This is a genomic window from Bradyrhizobium sp. CCGB12 (assembly GCF_024199845.1).
Taxonomy (GTDB): domain Bacteria; phylum Pseudomonadota; class Alphaproteobacteria; order Rhizobiales; family Xanthobacteraceae; genus Bradyrhizobium.
On sequence record NZ_JANADO010000001.1, the window covers coordinates 4,175,845 to 4,191,000 of the forward strand.

Sequence of the window (15,156 nt, forward strand, 5' to 3'; positions counted from 1 at the left end):
TTGATGGCGGAGGTCCGTATGGCTGCTTACTCGTTCAGCATTGCAGGGGTGCTTCTCCTTTGCCTCATATCCATCGTGCTTGCGGTGCATTCAGGGTCGTCCAAGGGTCGGGCGGGAGCCCTCTCCGGACCTGTCCTGCCGGCAGATGACAACAACCTGCTTTACCGCATCGATCGCGTCCACATGAACGCGGTAGAGGCGTTGACGCCGTTCGTTGTCCCCGCTGTGCTGGCGATGATGGTGCGCGTGAGGCCTGCTACGCTTGCAACGCTCGTATGGGTCTATGTCGCGATCCGCCTGATCCACGTTGCGGTCTATTTGCGTGGCGGCAAAGCTGCCAAGGGTGGCAGCATCAGAACCATCCTCTATGTTGCCGGAGCGTTCGTGACGATCGCCCTTATTATCACGACGATGGTGGCGGCCATCTGGTGAGGTACCTCCACCCATCAGCACAAGGCGATCGTTCAGACTTCAGAAGAATCCGACCAACCAGGTGCGGATGCCGTAGAGCTCGAAGCAGTGCGCGCCATAGCCGAGAATGTAGCCGAGCGCATCGCGATTGGCGAAAACGGGTGCGAAATTCAGGAGGCGTCCCGATTTCGGAGCGGGCCGCCGCCGCTCGATGATAATCCTTGCGCGAAGAGGCCGAATGCCAGGGTCGCAAGTCCGCTGACGACCGAGCCGCCCAGGAGTACGAGCCGGGCGTCGATACGATCGGTCAGCGTCGTCAGCACGGGCACCGCGAGCATGTAGCCGAAGGCATCGCCGCTCGCCATCAAGCCGCCTTCGGCAGTGGACAGATTCCACGCCGGCATCAGGTGCTGGGCCAAGTTCGCCGAGAGTGTCACGTGCGGTGGCGGATTGCCGATCTGGCCGATGCACATCACCGCAGCGGCCACCCGCTCAGCCTACGAATTTTCTCCTTCTCTCAGGAGTGACTTCGATGTCGTCCGCGACGACGACGGTGGATGGATCTGTGGTCCGCCCGCCGACATTTGCCTCACGAACAGCCGCATCCCGAAGCGCCTGCCTTCTTGGCTGTTTCGTCGGCGGCGCAACAGGCCGAGACGTCTTCCTTCGCAGGGCCGCCGCAACATCCCGCAGCGCCGGCCGACTCCACGCCACCCCGCGTGCAGACGCCGGTCTCCGGCAGCACGAGCTCGACCCGTGCCGCACCGGCCTTGTCGCCCGCGATGTCGGCGACAATCGAGCGCACCTGCTCATAGCCCGTCATCATCAGGAAGGTCGGCGCACGACCGTAGGATTTCATGCCGGCCAAGTAGAAGCCCGGCTCATCATGCGCAAGCTCGCGCGCGCCGTGGGGACGCACCGTGCCACAGCTATGCTCGTTGGGATCGATGAGCGGCGCCAGCGCGGCCGGCGCCTCGATGGCGGGGTCGAGCCGCAGCCGCAGCTCGGACAGGAAGGAGAGATCGGGACGGAAACCGGTCGCGACGATCAGCTCGTCCGCGATCACGCTGCGCGCGCCGCAGCAGCAGGCGCCTGCCGAAATCCTGAGACGGCCTTCCGCGTTCGAGACGTGCGTGACGCCAAAGCCGGCCTCGACCGCGATCTTGCCGGCAGCCACGAGCGCGGCGAAGGCCGAGCCAAGCTCGCCGCGTGCGGCCAGCTTGTCATTGCCGCCGCCGCCAAAGGCTTTTGCGGATTCAGTGCCGCGCAACAGCCAGACCGGCTTCGTACCCGGCGCCTCGCCCGCAAGCTGCACGAGATCGATCAGTGTGCCCACGGCGGAATGGCCGGCGCCGAGAACAGCAACGGACTTCCCGGCATATCTGGCGCGGGCCGTGCCCCGCACATCCGGCATGCCATAGGCGATGCGGACCGCGCGCTCGCGTTCGCCGATTGCGGGCAAGCCGTTGCTGCCGGCGGGATTGGGCGAGAACCACGTGCCCGAGACGTCGATGACGGCATCGGCGCGCAGCACCTCCGGGCCCTTGCCGTTCTGATAGCGGATTTCGAATGGCGCCTGCTCCCGCCCCTTCGTCTTCGCCTTGTCGAGGCCGATACGGCTGATGGCCGTGACGCGGCTCGCGGTCCGGATCGCCTCACGCAGCGGCGTTCGCGTTGCGAGCGGCTCGAGGTAGTGCTCGATCAGCTCGCCGCCGGTAGGATAGGCGTTTGGATCCGGCGAATTCCACCCGGTGGGTGCGAGCAGCCGCGCTGCCGCCTTGTCGACATTGTATTCCCACGGCGAGAAGAGCCGCACGTGCTGCCACTGACGGACCGCGTGGGCGGCCTCGGGTCCGGCCTCCAGCACGATGGGAGACATGCCGCGTTCGAGCACGTGCGCGGCCGCCGCGAGACCGACGGGCCCTGCCCCGATGATTGCAACCGTCTTATCGTTCATTGCATCATCCTATCTTTCTAGAATCATGGAACAAATCGGCAAAAAAAATCAGGCCGCCGTTTGCCTGCCCTTGCATTCGGCCTCGTCGGCACAACACTCTGCCGCCATGAAATCGAGCAGGCCTCGCATCGTGTCGTAGTTCGCGTGACACATCAGAGTGGTGGATTCGCGCACCTGACTGACGAGCCCGACCGACACCAGGCTCTTGATGTGGTGGGACAGCGTCGACGCCGGGATCTTCAGCTTCTCCTGCAGGCGGCCGACGGGCATGCCCGCGTGCCCGGCCCGAACGAGAGCCCGATAAATTTGGAGCCGAGTCCGGTTGCCCAAGGCTTCCAGGCGTGCTGCTGCGTCGTCGATCTTCATGATCGCAACCTGTGCCCATGACGGACCAATGTCAAACTATATTTCTAGAATATTCGAAATATCGCATCGCGGATTGACACCCTTCCGATAATTCCATAAATCTAGATATATGGAAATTGAGGAAGCCGTCCTGGCGCTTGCAGCGCTGTCGCAATCGACCCGCCTTGAGGCATTCCAGGCGCTGGTCAGGCACGAGCCCGAGGGTCTTGCGGCGGGCGATCTCGCCCGGCTGTTGGAAGTCCCCCAGAACACGCTCTCTGCGCATCTGGCGATCCTGAGCCGCGCGCGTCTCGTGTCGTCCGAACGGCACAGCCGCTCGATCATCTACCGCGCCAATCTCGGCGAATTTCGCGACGTCGCCGTTTTCCTTCTGCGCGATTGCTGTGGAGGACGGCCGGAGGTTTGCGATCCCGTCGTCGAGACGCTGCGGTCCTGCTGCGCGCCAAAACGAAGGGAGCGAAGCCGTGCCTGATCGAATGCACGCCTTCGACCTTTCGCGCCGCCTCGCGGCCGAAGCGCTCGGCACGGGCATTCTCGTCGCCACCGTGGTCGGGTCCGGAATCATGGCGGAAACCCTGACCAAGGATGTGGCGCTTGCGCTGCTCTGCAACACCTTGCCGACCGGAGCCATCCTGGTCGTCCTGATCACGGTGCTCGGTCCGATCTCCGGCGCCCACTTCAATCCGGCTGTCACCCTCGTCTTCACCGGCAAGCGCGAATTGCCGGTGAACGAGGCCGCGCTCTACGTGATCGTGCAGATCGCCGGCGGCATCGCGGGAACGCTGGCGGCGCATCTGATGTTCGGACTGCCCCTGCTCGACCTCTCGACCAAGGTCCGAACCGGAGGACCGCAATGGTTCGCCGAAGCCGTCGCGGCCTTCGGGCTGGTCGCGACGATCCTGGCCGGCATCCGCTTTCAGCGGACGGCGGTTCCCTGGCTGGTGGGCCTCTACATCACGGCAGCCTATTGGTTCACGGCGTCCACGTCGTTTGCCAACCCGGCGGTGGCCATTGCAAGATCGCTGACGAACACGTTCGCCGGCATTCGCCCCGTCGACCTGCCTGGATTCATCGTCGCAGAACTCTGCGGTGCGTTCGCCGGCATGCTGCTGATGAACTGGCTGCTCGGACAGCCACATGTGCGCGGCCCTGTTCCAATTGCGGAGACACCTCGATGAGCGTCACGATCTATCACAACCCGGCCTGCGGCACCTCGCGCAACACGCTCGCGATGATCCGGCAGAGCGGCGTCGAGCCTGACGTCATCGAATATCTGAAGACGCCGCCATCCCGCCAAAAGCTGGTCGAGCTCATCGAGGCCATGGGGACGTCAGCGCGCGCGCTGCTGCGGGAGAAAGGCACGCCCTTTCGCGAGCTCGGTCTCGATGATCCCAAATGGTCCGATGACGAGCTGATCGACCAGATGCTCGCGCATCCCATCCTGATCAACCGTCCGATCGTGGTGACTCGAAAGGGCACACGCCTGTGCCGCCCCTCGGAAGCCGTGATAGATCTCCTGGATCACCCGGTCGGCCGCTTCGTGAAGGAGGACGGCGAGGTGGTGGAAGCGCGATAGGCGCGGCCGCGATGGCAGCAGCTGTCACGCGACAGTAGGACGCAATCGCAAATCGATTGCGCCGTTGAAGCAGCAAGTCTCAAAAGCTATCGAAACACCGAAGCTGCTTCAATCGGGAGGGACGCATGAGCACCATCACCGGCGGTTGTCACTGCGGCGCAATCCGTTATGAGGTCGAGGGCGAGACGATCGTGCACGCGCTGTGCCATTGCCGCGATTGCAGACGTCACGCCGGCGCGCCGGTGGTCAGCTGGACGATGTATGCGGACAGTGCCCTCAAGGTGACCAAGGGCGAGCCCAAGGTCTACAGTTCCTCGGAACATGGCCGGCGGCATTTTTGCGCCGATTGCGGAACCGGCCTGTTCTACGTCAATGCCAGCATGCTGCCAGGGGTCATCGACATCCAGAGCGCGACTTACGATGATCCGGATGCCGTGCCGGCGACGATGCACATCCAGGTCGCCGAGCGTCTTCGCTGGATGGAGCACGCGCACGAACTGCCGGCGTTCGACCGCTATCCTCCGCAGCCGTAGCAGCGACAGTGGTCACCGGCACGGCTTCGCCCTCGGCTCTCGCACTGCGCCTGACCGAATCAAATCTTCGGAATCTTCGCCCGGTCCACTACGCCCGTCCATTTCGTGATCTCGGTCTCGATCAGCTTCTTCATCTCCTCCGGCAAGCTGCCGCGGACCACGCCGCCGACGGCGGTCTCCAGGCGCTGCTTGAGGTCGGGATCCCTGAGTGCGTCGAGCGTTGCTGCGTTGAGCGCGGCGATGATGACGGGCGGCGTTCCCTTCGGGGCCAGGAGGCCGGCCCAGGTGCGCACGTCATAGCCCTTGATGCCGGCCTCCTGAACCGTCGGGACGTCGGGCAACAAAGCGGTGCGCGTCGGCGACGTTACCGCCAGGCCTCGGATCGCACCGCTCTGAATTTGCGGAGCGAGCAGGACCGGCGTGCCGACGATGACCGGGATCTCTCCACCGAGAAGAGCGGTGATGGATTGTGAATCGCCGCGATAAGGCACGTGCACGATCTCGACGCCGGCGGTCGCGTTCAGCAGCTCTCCGGCAAGGTGATGCGTGCTGCCGAACCCGACCGATCCGAAGCTGAGCGCACCGGGCTTCTCCTTGGCCATGGCGATGAGCTCGCCCAGCGATTTTGCCGGATAGTCGTTACGCACGGCGATGACGAGCGCGTAGTAGACCAGCGTTGAGATCATTTCGAAACTCTCCGCCGGCTGGTAGGCGAGACTCTTGTAGGTCGCCGCGGAAATCGCGTGGGCGCCGGTGACGAGCCCGATCGTGTAGCCGTCGGGCGCCGCTTTCGCGATCGCATCCGCCGCGATGTTGCCGCCAGCGCCCGGCTTGGCCTCGACGATGATCGGCTGCCCGAGCTTCTTCGAGAGCCCGTCGGCGATGATGCGCGACAGCGTGTCGGCTGCCCCGCCCGCGGCAAATCCGTGCAGCAGGCGGATCGGGCGCGACGGATAATTGTCCGCCGACGCAGGACCGGTCGCGAGACAACCGCCCAGCAGAAAAATGGCCACAGCAAGCCGCTTCATCCATTGCATGGATGCATCCTCCCTCTCGATTGTTGTTTCGTTGGCCGCAGCGAGACGGCGTTCTTCCTTCGAATTCGAATCCGCTAACGAGCGAATTCGGTGCATTCCGGCGATGGCGCCATGCCCCAGACGTCGCGCGGCAGGCCGACCCAGATCTTCGGCCGCTGTGGACGATCGCGATGCCAGGGACGCGGCTCGAAATAGCCGAGCGCCTCGTCGGTCATGCGGTCGAGATCGCAAAACAGCTCGACGAGATGCCCGTCGGGATTGCGGTGATAGATCGCGGTGTTGTGCCCGGGGCCGTGACGCACCGGACCCCAGAGCACGGGCAGCTTGTGCCGCGCGAGATGGTCGCAGGCCTGATGCATGTGGGCGGGGCCACGCAGCTCGAAAGCGACATGATGCAGGCCGCGGCCCGGCGCGCGGGCAAAGTTCAGCGTGTGGTGTTCAAAGCCGCTGCGCATGAAGACGAAGCGGTCCTCGATCCAGTCGGAGACCCGCAAGCCCATGAAATTGGCATAGAAGTCCGAGGCCGCGCGCGGATCGGGCGTGCGAAGGGCGACATGGCCGAGCTTGCTGACGGCAAGCGCACCGATGCGCTCCTGCGCGGGCGTCGGCGTCCAGCCCTGGATCAGCTCGAAGCGTGTCCCCTCGGGATCGCTGAACGACAGCAGCCTGGAGACGCCAGGCAGGGGATTGCTCTGAAGCTCTGGCCGCAGATCGGCCTGCTTGAGCGCAGCGCCGAGCGCCTCGATCTGCACATCGGGAGATATCTCGAAGGCGATGCTCTTCAATTCGGCGTCACCGGGCTCGATCACGAGCGAGAGCTGCTCGGAATCGTTGGCGAGAAAGACGCGGTCACCGTCGCGGCCAATGAGGCCAAGGCCGATCACGGCACGGTAATAGTCGAGCAGCCGCGCCGGATCGGGCGAGGCAAAAGTGGCGTGCCGCAACCGGGTGAAGCGTGCAATGGGTGCCTGTGTCGTCATTGTCCACCCCTCATGGCGTCATGATGATCTTGCCAAGCGCGGAGCCCTGCTCGAGCAGCGTGTGGGCCTGCCTGACCTCGTCGAGCTTCAGGACCGCCGAGATCGCCGGCCTGATCGCATTGCGGCTCAGGGCATCGATCACGCTGCGCATCAGGGCGCGACGCCCGTCGCGATCGTAGTCGTAGATATGGAAGGAGAAGCAGCGCACGGCCGGACAGATGTCGAGATGGTTTCGCATCGCCGCAATCAGGTTCTCTTCCGGAAGTCCCGCGAAGGCGTTGTACGACAGCAGCGTGCCCCATTTGCCGAGCGCGCCGAGATAGGCGGTGAACTCGGGTCCGCAGACGTGATCGAGCACGAGGCCGACGCCCTCGCCCTTCGTCAACTCACGCGTCCGCGCCACCACATCCTCGCGGCGATAGAAGATGACGTGATCAGCGCCGTTGCGTCGCGCGAACTCTGCCTTCTCGTCGGTCGAGACCGTGCCGATGACATTCATCTGCGCGAGCTTGGCGAGCTGCACCAGGGCAGTGCCGACGCCGCCGGCCGCGCCAATCACCAGCACGCTCGCGGGCGCGCGCGGATGACGGCACTCGTGCAGCAGCGCGTAGGCGACCTGGTAGTTCGACAGGCACACGGCCGCTTGCAGATCGACCTGGTCGGGCAGCGCGTGAACGGCATCCGCGGGTGCGACCACGTAGTCGGCGTAGCAACCGCCGCGCTGGGGCAGATCGCGCGCGCTCAGCAGCACCTTCTGGCCGATCGCAAAGCCCTCGACATCAGGCCCGAGCGCGGCAATGCGGCCGGCGACGTCGTTGCCGGGATTGGCCGGCAACGACGGCATCCATTTGTAGACGCCGCGTCGGATCAGCACGTCGGGCTGCCCGACCCCGAACGCCTCGGCCCGGATCTGCACCTGGCCGGGTCCGGGCACCGGCACCGGAAGCTCGACCACCTCAAGTGCATCCGGCCCACCCGGCTGACGCACCAGCACCGCCCTCATGATGTTCACTCGTCTCCAAATCCATATTTTCGAAAATCATACCGTTTACGAAAATTATTGCAAGATGGTCGTTGGCGCGGCATCTTGAGCCATCGATTCAACGGCAGACATCATGCCTGACAGCGCCATTCGCCCCCGCAAGGAATTCGGCAAGACCATCGCCGCCGACATCACGCATCGCTTACGCGAGGAGATCATCGCCTGCGGCCTGGCGCCGGGCGAGCCGCTGCGGTTCGACGTGCTGCGCGAACGGTTCGGCGCGAGCTTCACGACGCTGCGCGAGGCGCTGACCGCCCTCGCCGCCGAGGGACTGGTCGATGCGCAGGAGCAGCGCGGATTTCGCGTGGCGCCGGTCAGCCGCCAGGATCTGGTGGAAGTCACCGACGCGCGGGTCCTGATCGAGGTGGAATTGATCCGCCGCGCGATCGCGCGAGGCGATGACGATTGGGAAATCGCCGTGATCTCGACGCTGCACCGATTGAAGCGGATCGAGCAGCGCGATCCCGAACACCCCTTGCGCGACCCCGAATGGAAGATCGCCCATCGCCAATTCCACCAGGCGCTGGTGTCCGCCTGCGGCTCGGCAACGCTGCTCGCCATTCGCGCCGAACTGTTCGATCGCGCCGAGCGCTACCGGCATCTCTCCGCAAATTTCCGGCCGCGCCCGCGCGACAAGGCCGGCGAGCACCAGGCGATCATGCAGGCCGCCATATCCCGCAATGCGGATCTCGCCGTGCAACTGATCGAGGCGCATATCCGCTCGACGTCGGACAACGTCGCGACCTACGCCGGCCACCTGCTCGATACCGAATAGGCCGTAACAGGAATTTCAGACGCGGCGGGCTTGCGTTGCGTCTGATTTTCGAAAATAATACACAAGATCGAAAATTGGAACCTTCGGGGCGAAACCATGAAGCTGCTGTCATTCTGGGATGGAAATCGGGAAAGCTGGGGCGCCGTTGTCGAAAACGGAATCGTCGATCTCTGCCGCGCCCTGCCCCAGTACCCTTTTCTCGCGGACTTCGTCGGCAGCGATGACTATGCGCGTCGCGAGGCCATCGTCGCCGCACACAAGCCGACGATGGCGCTGAGCGACGTCACATATCTGCCGGTGATTCCGCGTCCCGAGAAGATCGTGTGCGCCGTGCGCAATTATCTCGACCACCACAACGAGGCGGTGGCGTTCGGCATGAAGCGCGAGATCACCGAATTCCCGCCGATCTTCCTGCGGGTCTGGCGCTCCCAGGTGGCGCACAATGCACCGGTGATCCGGCCGAAGGTCTCGGACAATTTCGACTGGGAGGGCGAGCTCGCCGTCGTCATCGGCAAGGGCGGTCGTCACATCAGCCAGGCCGACGCCTGGAGCCACGTGGCGGGATACTCGATCTACAACGACGTCAGCGTTCGCGACTGGCAGCGCCACGCCCAGCAGATCGCTTCCGGCAAGAACTTCGTCGGCACCGGTCCGTTCGGGCCGTGGCTGGTCACGCCGGACGAGATCGGCGACCCGACCAAGCTGAAGCTCGAGACGCGCGTCAACGGCGCCGTGGTGCAGTCCTCCGACACGTCGATGCTGATCTTCTCGATCCCGCGGCTGATCGAATATTGCTCGACCATCTTCGACCTCGTCCCCGGCGACGTCATCGCCACCGGCACGCCGGCCGGTGTCGGCTTCACCCGCAAGCCGCCGATCTTCCTGAAACCAGGCGACGTGGTCGAGGTCGAGATCGAGAACATCGGCGTGCTGCGCAATCCCGTCGTCGACGAAGCATAGAGCCCCGCATGTCATACGAGGTGCGGAAGACCGCGCTCAGCGTCGAGACGATCCGGCATGAGCGCGGTCCGCGGCTGGAGAAGCCGCTGCTGGTTGGAACGGCCGTTGCGGTCATCCGCAATCCCTACGCCGGCCGCTTTGAACCCAACCTGATGCCGTTTCAAGCTGGCTTGCGCGAGCTCGGACGCGAGCTCGCGGGCGCGCTGATCGCGCAGCTTGGCGGCGCAGCGCAGATCGAAGCCTATGGCAAGGGCATCATCGTCGGCGAGGACGGCGAGCTCGAGCACGGCGCCGTCTGGCACGAAGCCGGCGGCCAGGGCATGCGCGAGGTGCTGGGGCAACCCAAGGCGATCGTCCCGGCGGCAAAGACCATCGGCGGCCCCGGTACGCGCCTGATGGTACCGCTCGGCCACATCCACGCCGCCTACGTCCGCAGCCATTTCGGCACGGCCGAGATGACGCTGTGGGATGCGCCAAGGCGCGACGAGATCGCCTTCGGCCTGGTGATGGCGACCGGCGGCCGCCCGCACGCGCGCATCGGGGGCCTCGCAGCATCCGATATCTCCGTGCACGACGGGCAACGCTGACCGACGCGCGTCGATGCGCACCGCACCGCCGACGTTGACGTTCCACTATCCAAGCAAGCCCTTCAATCCCGCGTAGATCGAGCCGACGGCTGTGGCGGCAACGCCGACCAGCGGCCCAATCGTCTGCATGAGATCCTGGATCAGGCGGGCGCGGCGGCGCAGCTGCTCATCGCCGACATGTTGTCCGAGCAGGCGTGCCACGCGGAACGCGAACGCATTCGGTTTGCCGCCCTGTGTCAGCACGCGCGGCAGCACCTGGAAGATCACGACGCTCAAGATGTTTCCGGAGACGAAGGCGAGCAGGATGCTGGCGCCGTATTCGAACACTTCCCGCCATTCGATCCAGGCTTGCGGCAGAATCGGCACATGATCATGGATTCCCGTGACCGTCAGCATCGACAGGACGCTGACGGCCGCCGCGAGAAACGCCAGCACGAAGGCCGGCAGGGCCGAGACCCGGTGCAGCCGATAGGCCACGAAGCCGAACAGCAGCGGGATCGCGATGGACGCAATCCGAAGCGGGATCGGAGACAAATTGAAGGTGATGGTCACGAGCATGTGCGCGATCACCAGAAGAAGGGCCGGTATCGCGACGTAGAGCACCGCATGCGTCGTGAAATAGCGCAGCGGATTCTTGTAGCGTTCGAGCCGGGCATTGACGCGGTCGAGATCGCGCCTGAGCTTGTCGAGATCGGCGACGATCTCTTCGATCTCGAGCAAGGTCGGCCGCACCGCGCGCAGGTCGCGCGAGCAGTGCTTGCACGCGATGGCTTCGTCCTTGATCGTCTCGGCACAGAACGGACACTCCATCGCTAGCGCGAATGCCTCCGCCTCCTGAAGGCCTCGACTTCGTCTCTGGCCCGTTTCAGCTCATCGCGCAGCTGCTCGCGCTTGCGCAGGAGATCGTCACGCTCCGCAATCAGCGTCGCGGGAACGGCAATGTCGCGCCCGCAGGACGCGCAGACCAGCGCCCCTTCTGCAGTCCCCGCCCGGCAGTAGGGACACGTCACTTGGGTGCGACCTTCAGCGTAAAGATGGCCGTGCCCGGCCGGCCATCACTGTCCTTGATATCGACGCGCACGGTGTATTCACCGGGCGGCAGCTCCGCATCCTGCATGTCGATACCATCGGCCTTCACGAACGGCTTGACCCTCGGGGTCAGGTCGACATTCGGCGTCCGGAGGAAGATCATCCTGACCGAATCCGGATCGATCTTCGCCCCGCCATAGGACTGAAATTTCAGGACCAGCGGTAGAGGTGAACTCGCCGAGGCGCCCGGCGAGACGAACTCGACCTTGGGGCCGCGCATGATGCCGCGCTGATCGACGGCGACTGCGCCCTTCGGAGGCGGCAGCCTGGCTTCCTCCTCCGTGATCAATTGCGTGGCGCGCGATGGTCCCGAGAACAGCAAACCCGCGGCCACGAGGCCCTGCAAGACATTCCGCTTCATTTTCCCTGCCCCCTCCGTCTGCTGTCCGTCAACGCAAGCCGCCATCGCCGATGATCGTATACGGCGCCCAGAACAGCGGATGGGCATAGGCGAACTCGGTCTTGCCGTCGCTGTTGAGATAGCCGGGGCCATCGACCAGGGCCATCGCCGCCTGGCGCAGCGCTTCGCTGCGCGACAGCTTCGGATCGTCCGCCTGACGCTTGAACAGGTCAGTCACCAGCTGCCGTGCCGACTGCGAATGCACCGACCAGTTCGTCACCAGCAGCGCCCGCGTTCCGGCGTAGAAGAACGCGCGGCCGAGCCCGGATGCCGCCTCGGCCCCCGCGCCGGCACCCGCACCGGTGTTGCAGGCCGACAGGATGACCCAATCCGCATCCAGCTTGAGGCCCAGGATCTCTTCCATCGTCAGGAGGCCATCACCGCCCTCACCCGTCACCGCCGGCGAAGACAGCGCAAGCGCGGGCTGCGTCAGCCCGTTCAGCTCGCCCGGGACCAGACCATGGGTGGCAAAGGCCAGAATCCTGAAGCCGGAGAGATTCATGGTTTTCACCGCGCTCTCCGTCGCGCTCTTGCCGAGGAACAGCACTTTCGATGGATCGGCCTGCAGCGCCAGCGCGATCGACTTCAGCTCGTCCGCGGTGTCGGGAAGCCGAGGCAACAGGCCGAGCTCGGCGCTGTCGACGCCTTCGAGCTTGGGGCTGTTGCGTCGCTTCAGCGGCATGCCGCGCGTGACGTTGCCGCCGCCGGCATCGGCCACCTCAATTTTGGCGTCGCCGGTTTCAGCCTCGGCCTGCTGATCCTTGTTGAAGTAGGGATCGCCGAACGCCACGAGGTCGCCGCGGCCGGGCTTGCCCGGCGGCAACTGCCGCAGTGTCCGCAGCGCCGCCGCCGACGGCACCGTCGACACGGCATGGGTGCGCGCGAGCCACGGTACCTTGCGGTAGCCGACGAACAGCGGGTCCTCGTCCGCGGCCACTTCCGCCGGTGCAGTCGGCAACAGCGAGAGCGGCAGCAGACCGAGTGCGCCGTTGGTCACCACAATCAGGTTCTTCGCCGGCTTCCAGCCGCTTTCGACCGGCTTGAGCAGGAGTTCATAGAGCTCGTAGCCGAGCTTGAGGTCGAAGGGCGGGATGTCCGAAATCATCGCGGCCTGGGGCTCGAGCGCCTCACGAAGCTTGCGGATCTTCGTCTCGATGTCGCCGATCTTCGCCGGGACGGCGGCGAACGCCACCGGCCCTGACTTCGGCACGGCCCAGACGAAGCTGCCGTACTGGCCGAAATAGAACGACAGCATGGCCTCGTCGTCGGCCAGCGTCGCACGAATCTCGGCGACGCTCGGTGGCTTGGGCGAGACCAGGTCGGCATAAACTGGGAATTTCTGCTTGATCTCCTGGCGCGCCTTGTCGCTTTGGCCGCGCAAGGCGGCAATCGAGGCCTGGATTTGTGCAACGCCTTTGTCGTCGCGTTCCGCCGCCGGAAGCGCGAGCACGTTGTTGAGCGTGCCGAGCTGGGCGTTGACCTGCTTGGTCAGATCCTGCGCCTTGCGCACGAGCTCGGCGAGCGCCGGATCCTTGGCCGCCGCGCGCGCGCTCGAAGCAGCCAATGCCTGCTGGACCGAGCGGCCACGGACGGCATCGGCGAGGCTGAATGTCTCCTCGCCAACGCCGCTGCCGGTACCCTCGGCCCGCGCGAGCAGCGCGAGATAGCTTTCGACAATGGTCTGCAGCCGCTGGCTGCGCGCGGCCACAACAGTGGTATTCTCATCATCGGCATTCTCGTTCGCGCTCGCCATCATGATCGGGATGGCAGCCTTGAACTCGCGGATCGCCTCGGCATCGCGCCGCGCCCGCATCAGACCGACGGCCAACGTGCCGCGCGCGGAGGCGGCATCGAAATGATTTTCACCGACGCGTCCGACCTGCTTCTTGACGAGTTGCTCGGCCGCCGCAATGCCGGCGTCCAGCTGTCCGGAGTTGTAGAGCGCGACAATGCGCAACGGATTGAGCTCGAACACCTGGCGGCGCTGCGGCTCCCACTTGGCAATCGCCTGGTCGATCTGCGCATACAAGGTGTTGGCTTCGGCGTTCTTGCGCTGAAGGCTGAGAATGCCGGCGAGCTGGGACAGCAACTGCACCGTCGACTGCGAATCGTCCGGCACGCCGACGGTCTTGCTGATGTCGAGGGCGACGCGGCCGAGCTGCTCGGCTTCCTCGTAGCGGCCCTGGTCGACGAGAATACCAGCCAGCCCCATCACGAAACGCGGCGTCACGGGATTGTACTTGCCGGTGTCCTTCAAGCGCGACAACAGCGCCCGGCGCGCGTCGACCTCGGCTTCGGCCAGACGACCTTGCCTCGCTTTCATGCGTGCCTGATTCAAGATCGTGTTGTCGACTGCCTGCAGCAGAATGGTTTCCGCCGGCGGGTTATCCGACTCCAATACACCCTTATTGCCGGCGCGCCTGCGCACCTCCGCGGTACGATAGGCGGCCTCGGCCTCGGCAAACTGCCCCCTGGCCTCGAAGATCTGGCCACGCGAAAGCTCGATGTCGCTCTCCCAGCTCTGGCCGAACCTCGCATAGGAGGTGCGCCACCCCGGAAGTCCGCTGGTGCGCGCCTCCTGGATCGCGGCCAGGCTGCGGCGCAGATAGGCTTCGGCCTGGGGGATGTCACCCATCTGAAGCAAAATGGCCGCAACCGAGCGATTGGCATTGAACACGTAACCCCTGCCCCCCGGCACGTTCGCCAACTCGCGCAAGAGTCTCTGGATCACTTCGAGCGCACGCTTGGGATCGCCGGCAAGAGCATATTGCAGCGACTGGAGCTGCATCAATCGCCCCAGCATGTTGGGGCTGACGGCACCGCGTCCCGTCTCCACGGCCTTGTTGGCATCGGCAACGGATTCGGCGAGCCGGCCGAGTTGCGAGCGCGCATTGGCGCGATCGAAGTAGAATTGCGCGAGATCCTGGCGCGACTCCTTGCCCGTCGGTGCGGCATCGGCATCCGCCTTGAGCTGGGCGATCAACTTCTCATCGGGCTTCTCGCCGTCGAGAATGGCCGTGATATCGGAGATGTTGCGCGGCGGCGCAACGAAATCCTTCGGCAGCGCAGTGCCCGGATCGAGCTTGGGCGCCGCCTCTTTCGGCATTTCGATCGCGACATTGGCGCGGCCATTGGCGGCATTGAGCGCCGCGATCACGCAGGCTTTGACCTTGGGAGAGGCTTGAGCGCGGCAGGCTTCCAGATTGGCGCCGCCGGCGTGCCCTCCGCCAGCGCGCATGCAGGCCTGTACGATCGGCTTGCCGACGGACATCCGGCAATTCTCAATCGCCGCCTCCTTGGTCAGCGCGGCAGCGGAGCCGGCCGATCCCAGCAGGAGGACAAATGCCAGCAGCATTCGCGGTGGAGAAAAATTCGGTGCAGAATCAAATGGAGCCGCGGAATCTGAGCTCATGCCAAAATTCCTTCGCGCAAAATGACTTGGT

General features: G+C 64.9%; 16 protein-coding genes and 1 pseudogene. 8 read left to right on the plus strand and 9 right to left on the minus strand.

Annotated features, from left to right (window positions below; genetic code table 11):
• Positions 1–18 precede the first annotated feature (18 nt).
• On the plus strand, positions 19–432 hold the full coding sequence (locus NLM27_RS19615; protein WP_254144868.1) for an MAPEG family protein: 414 nt from the start codon (positions 19–21) through the stop codon (positions 430–432).
• A gap of 42 nt (positions 433–474) precedes the next feature.
• Here the strand turns inward: NLM27_RS19615 and NLM27_RS19620 are convergent.
• The 3 genes and pseudogenes from NLM27_RS19620 to NLM27_RS19630 form a co-directional block, all read right to left on the minus strand.
• Positions 475–884: pseudogene (locus NLM27_RS19620) on the minus strand (hypothetical protein); the annotation flags it as partial.
• Positions 885–1,000: 116 nt separating this feature from the next.
• Positions 1,001–2,368, minus strand: a complete 1,368-nt coding sequence (locus NLM27_RS19625) for an NAD(P)-binding domain-containing protein (RefSeq protein ID WP_254144870.1) — start codon at positions 2,366–2,368, stop codon at positions 1,001–1,003.
• A gap of 48 nt (positions 2,369–2,416) precedes the next feature.
• Positions 2,417–2,734 (minus strand): helix-turn-helix transcriptional regulator, encoded by a 318-nt coding sequence (locus NLM27_RS19630; RefSeq protein ID WP_254144871.1) that lies wholly within the window; start codon positions 2,732–2,734, stop codon positions 2,417–2,419.
• 109 nt (positions 2,735–2,843) lie between these two features.
• On the opposite strand from NLM27_RS19630, the gene NLM27_RS19635 reads away from it, so the two are divergent.
• The 4 genes from NLM27_RS19635 (at position 2,844) to NLM27_RS19650 (ending at position 4,843) form a co-directional block, all read left to right on the plus strand.
• Positions 2,844–3,206 carry a helix-turn-helix transcriptional regulator gene (locus tag NLM27_RS19635; RefSeq protein WP_254144872.1) on the plus strand — a complete coding sequence of 121 codons (363 nt, stop codon included), beginning with the start codon at positions 2,844–2,846 and terminating at the stop codon, positions 3,204–3,206.
• A 4-nt stretch (positions 3,207–3,210) separates the two neighbouring features.
• Complete coding sequence (locus NLM27_RS19640) at positions 3,211–3,912, plus strand: MIP/aquaporin family protein (protein WP_254148874.1); 702 nt, start codon at positions 3,211–3,213, stop codon at positions 3,910–3,912.
• Complete coding sequence (gene arsC, locus NLM27_RS19645) at positions 3,909–4,310, plus strand: arsenate reductase (glutaredoxin) (protein ID WP_254144873.1); 402 nt, start codon at positions 3,909–3,911, stop codon at positions 4,308–4,310. Before NLM27_RS19640 ends, arsC begins: the two co-directional genes overlap by 4 nt.
• Positions 4,311–4,435: 125 nt before the next feature.
• Complete coding sequence (locus tag NLM27_RS19650) at positions 4,436–4,843, plus strand: GFA family protein (RefSeq protein ID WP_254144874.1); 408 nt, start codon at positions 4,436–4,438, stop codon at positions 4,841–4,843.
• Between the two features lie 59 nt (positions 4,844–4,902).
• Here the strand turns inward: NLM27_RS19650 and NLM27_RS19655 are convergent, their stop codons facing one another.
• The 3 genes from NLM27_RS19655 to NLM27_RS19665 form a co-directional block, all read right to left on the minus strand.
• Entirely contained in the window at positions 4,903–5,880 is a 978-nt protein-coding gene (locus tag NLM27_RS19655; RefSeq protein ID WP_254144875.1) for a tripartite tricarboxylate transporter substrate binding protein, read from the minus strand.
• A 74-nt stretch (positions 5,881–5,954) separates the two neighbouring features.
• Entirely contained in the window at positions 5,955–6,860 is a 906-nt protein-coding gene (locus NLM27_RS19660) for a VOC family protein (RefSeq protein ID WP_254144876.1), read from the minus strand.
• A gap of 10 nt (positions 6,861–6,870) precedes the next feature.
• Complete coding sequence (locus NLM27_RS19665; protein ID WP_254148875.1) at positions 6,871–7,863, minus strand: zinc-dependent alcohol dehydrogenase family protein; 993 nt, start codon at positions 7,861–7,863, stop codon at positions 6,871–6,873.
• Positions 7,864–7,975: 112 nt separating this feature from the next.
• On the opposite strand from NLM27_RS19665, the gene NLM27_RS19670 reads away from it, so the two are divergent.
• The 3 genes from NLM27_RS19670 (at position 7,976) to NLM27_RS19680 (ending at position 10,224) form a co-directional block, all read left to right on the plus strand.
• Positions 7,976–8,677, plus strand: a complete 702-nt coding sequence (locus NLM27_RS19670) for an FCD domain-containing protein (RefSeq protein ID WP_254144877.1) — start codon at positions 7,976–7,978, stop codon at positions 8,675–8,677.
• 96 nt (positions 8,678–8,773) lie between these two features.
• Complete coding sequence (locus NLM27_RS19675) at positions 8,774–9,637, plus strand: fumarylacetoacetate hydrolase family protein (RefSeq protein ID WP_254144878.1); 864 nt, start codon at positions 8,774–8,776, stop codon at positions 9,635–9,637.
• A gap of 8 nt (positions 9,638–9,645) precedes the next feature.
• Entirely contained in the window at positions 9,646–10,224 is a 579-nt protein-coding gene (locus NLM27_RS19680; RefSeq protein ID WP_254144879.1) for an amino acid synthesis family protein, read from the plus strand.
• Positions 10,225–10,269: 45 nt separating this feature from the next.
• Here NLM27_RS19680 and NLM27_RS19685 read toward each other — a convergent pair whose 3' ends face one another.
• The 3 genes from NLM27_RS19685 to NLM27_RS19695 form a co-directional block, all read right to left on the minus strand.
• Positions 10,270–11,034 carry a hypothetical protein gene (locus NLM27_RS19685; RefSeq protein WP_254144880.1) on the minus strand — a complete coding sequence of 255 codons (765 nt, stop codon included), beginning with the start codon at positions 11,032–11,034 and terminating at the stop codon, positions 10,270–10,272.
• A 196-nt stretch (positions 11,035–11,230) separates the two neighbouring features.
• Complete coding sequence (locus tag NLM27_RS19690) at positions 11,231–11,674, minus strand: hypothetical protein (RefSeq protein ID WP_254144881.1); 444 nt, start codon at positions 11,672–11,674, stop codon at positions 11,231–11,233.
• Between the two features lie 28 nt (positions 11,675–11,702).
• Entirely contained in the window at positions 11,703–15,125 is a 3,423-nt protein-coding gene (locus tag NLM27_RS19695) for a CHAT domain-containing protein (protein WP_254144882.1), read from the minus strand.
• Positions 15,126–15,156: the final 31 nt, after the last annotated feature.

Excerpts from the sequence above, each read along its gene's own strand:
- NLM27_RS19615 (WP_254144868.1), top strand. The coding sequence starts at position 19 with ATGGCTGCTTACTCGTTCAGCATTGCAGGGGTGCTTCTCCTTTGCCTC.
- NLM27_RS19625 (WP_254144870.1), bottom strand. The coding sequence starts at position 2,368 with ATGAACGATAAGACGGTTGCAATCATCGGGGCAGGGCCCGTCGGTCTC.
- NLM27_RS19630 (WP_254144871.1), bottom strand. The coding sequence starts at position 2,734 with ATGAAGATCGACGACGCAGCAGCACGCCTGGAAGCCTTGGGCAACCGG.
- NLM27_RS19635 (WP_254144872.1), top strand. The coding sequence starts at position 2,844 with ATGGAAATTGAGGAAGCCGTCCTGGCGCTTGCAGCGCTGTCGCAATCG.
- NLM27_RS19640 (WP_254148874.1), top strand. The coding sequence starts at position 3,211 with ATGCACGCCTTCGACCTTTCGCGCCGCCTCGCGGCCGAAGCGCTCGGC.
- arsC (WP_254144873.1), top strand. The coding sequence starts at position 3,909 with ATGAGCGTCACGATCTATCACAACCCGGCCTGCGGCACCTCGCGCAAC.
- NLM27_RS19650 (WP_254144874.1), top strand. The coding sequence starts at position 4,436 with ATGAGCACCATCACCGGCGGTTGTCACTGCGGCGCAATCCGTTATGAG.
- NLM27_RS19655 (WP_254144875.1), bottom strand. The coding sequence starts at position 5,880 with ATGCAATGGATGAAGCGGCTTGCTGTGGCCATTTTTCTGCTGGGCGGT.
- NLM27_RS19660 (WP_254144876.1), bottom strand. The coding sequence starts at position 6,860 with ATGACGACACAGGCACCCATTGCACGCTTCACCCGGTTGCGGCACGCC.
- NLM27_RS19665 (WP_254148875.1), bottom strand. The coding sequence starts at position 7,863 with ATGAGGGCGGTGCTGGTGCGTCAGCCGGGTGGGCCGGATGCACTTGAG.
- NLM27_RS19670 (WP_254144877.1), top strand. The coding sequence starts at position 7,976 with ATGCCTGACAGCGCCATTCGCCCCCGCAAGGAATTCGGCAAGACCATC.
- NLM27_RS19675 (WP_254144878.1), top strand. The coding sequence starts at position 8,774 with ATGAAGCTGCTGTCATTCTGGGATGGAAATCGGGAAAGCTGGGGCGCC.
- NLM27_RS19680 (WP_254144879.1), top strand. The coding sequence starts at position 9,646 with ATGTCATACGAGGTGCGGAAGACCGCGCTCAGCGTCGAGACGATCCGG.
- NLM27_RS19685 (WP_254144880.1), bottom strand. The coding sequence starts at position 11,034 with ATGGAGTGTCCGTTCTGTGCCGAGACGATCAAGGACGAAGCCATCGCG.
- NLM27_RS19690 (WP_254144881.1), bottom strand. The coding sequence starts at position 11,674 with ATGAAGCGGAATGTCTTGCAGGGCCTCGTGGCCGCGGGTTTGCTGTTC.
- NLM27_RS19695 (WP_254144882.1), bottom strand. The coding sequence starts at position 15,125 with ATGAGCTCAGATTCCGCGGCTCCATTTGATTCTGCACCGAATTTTTCT.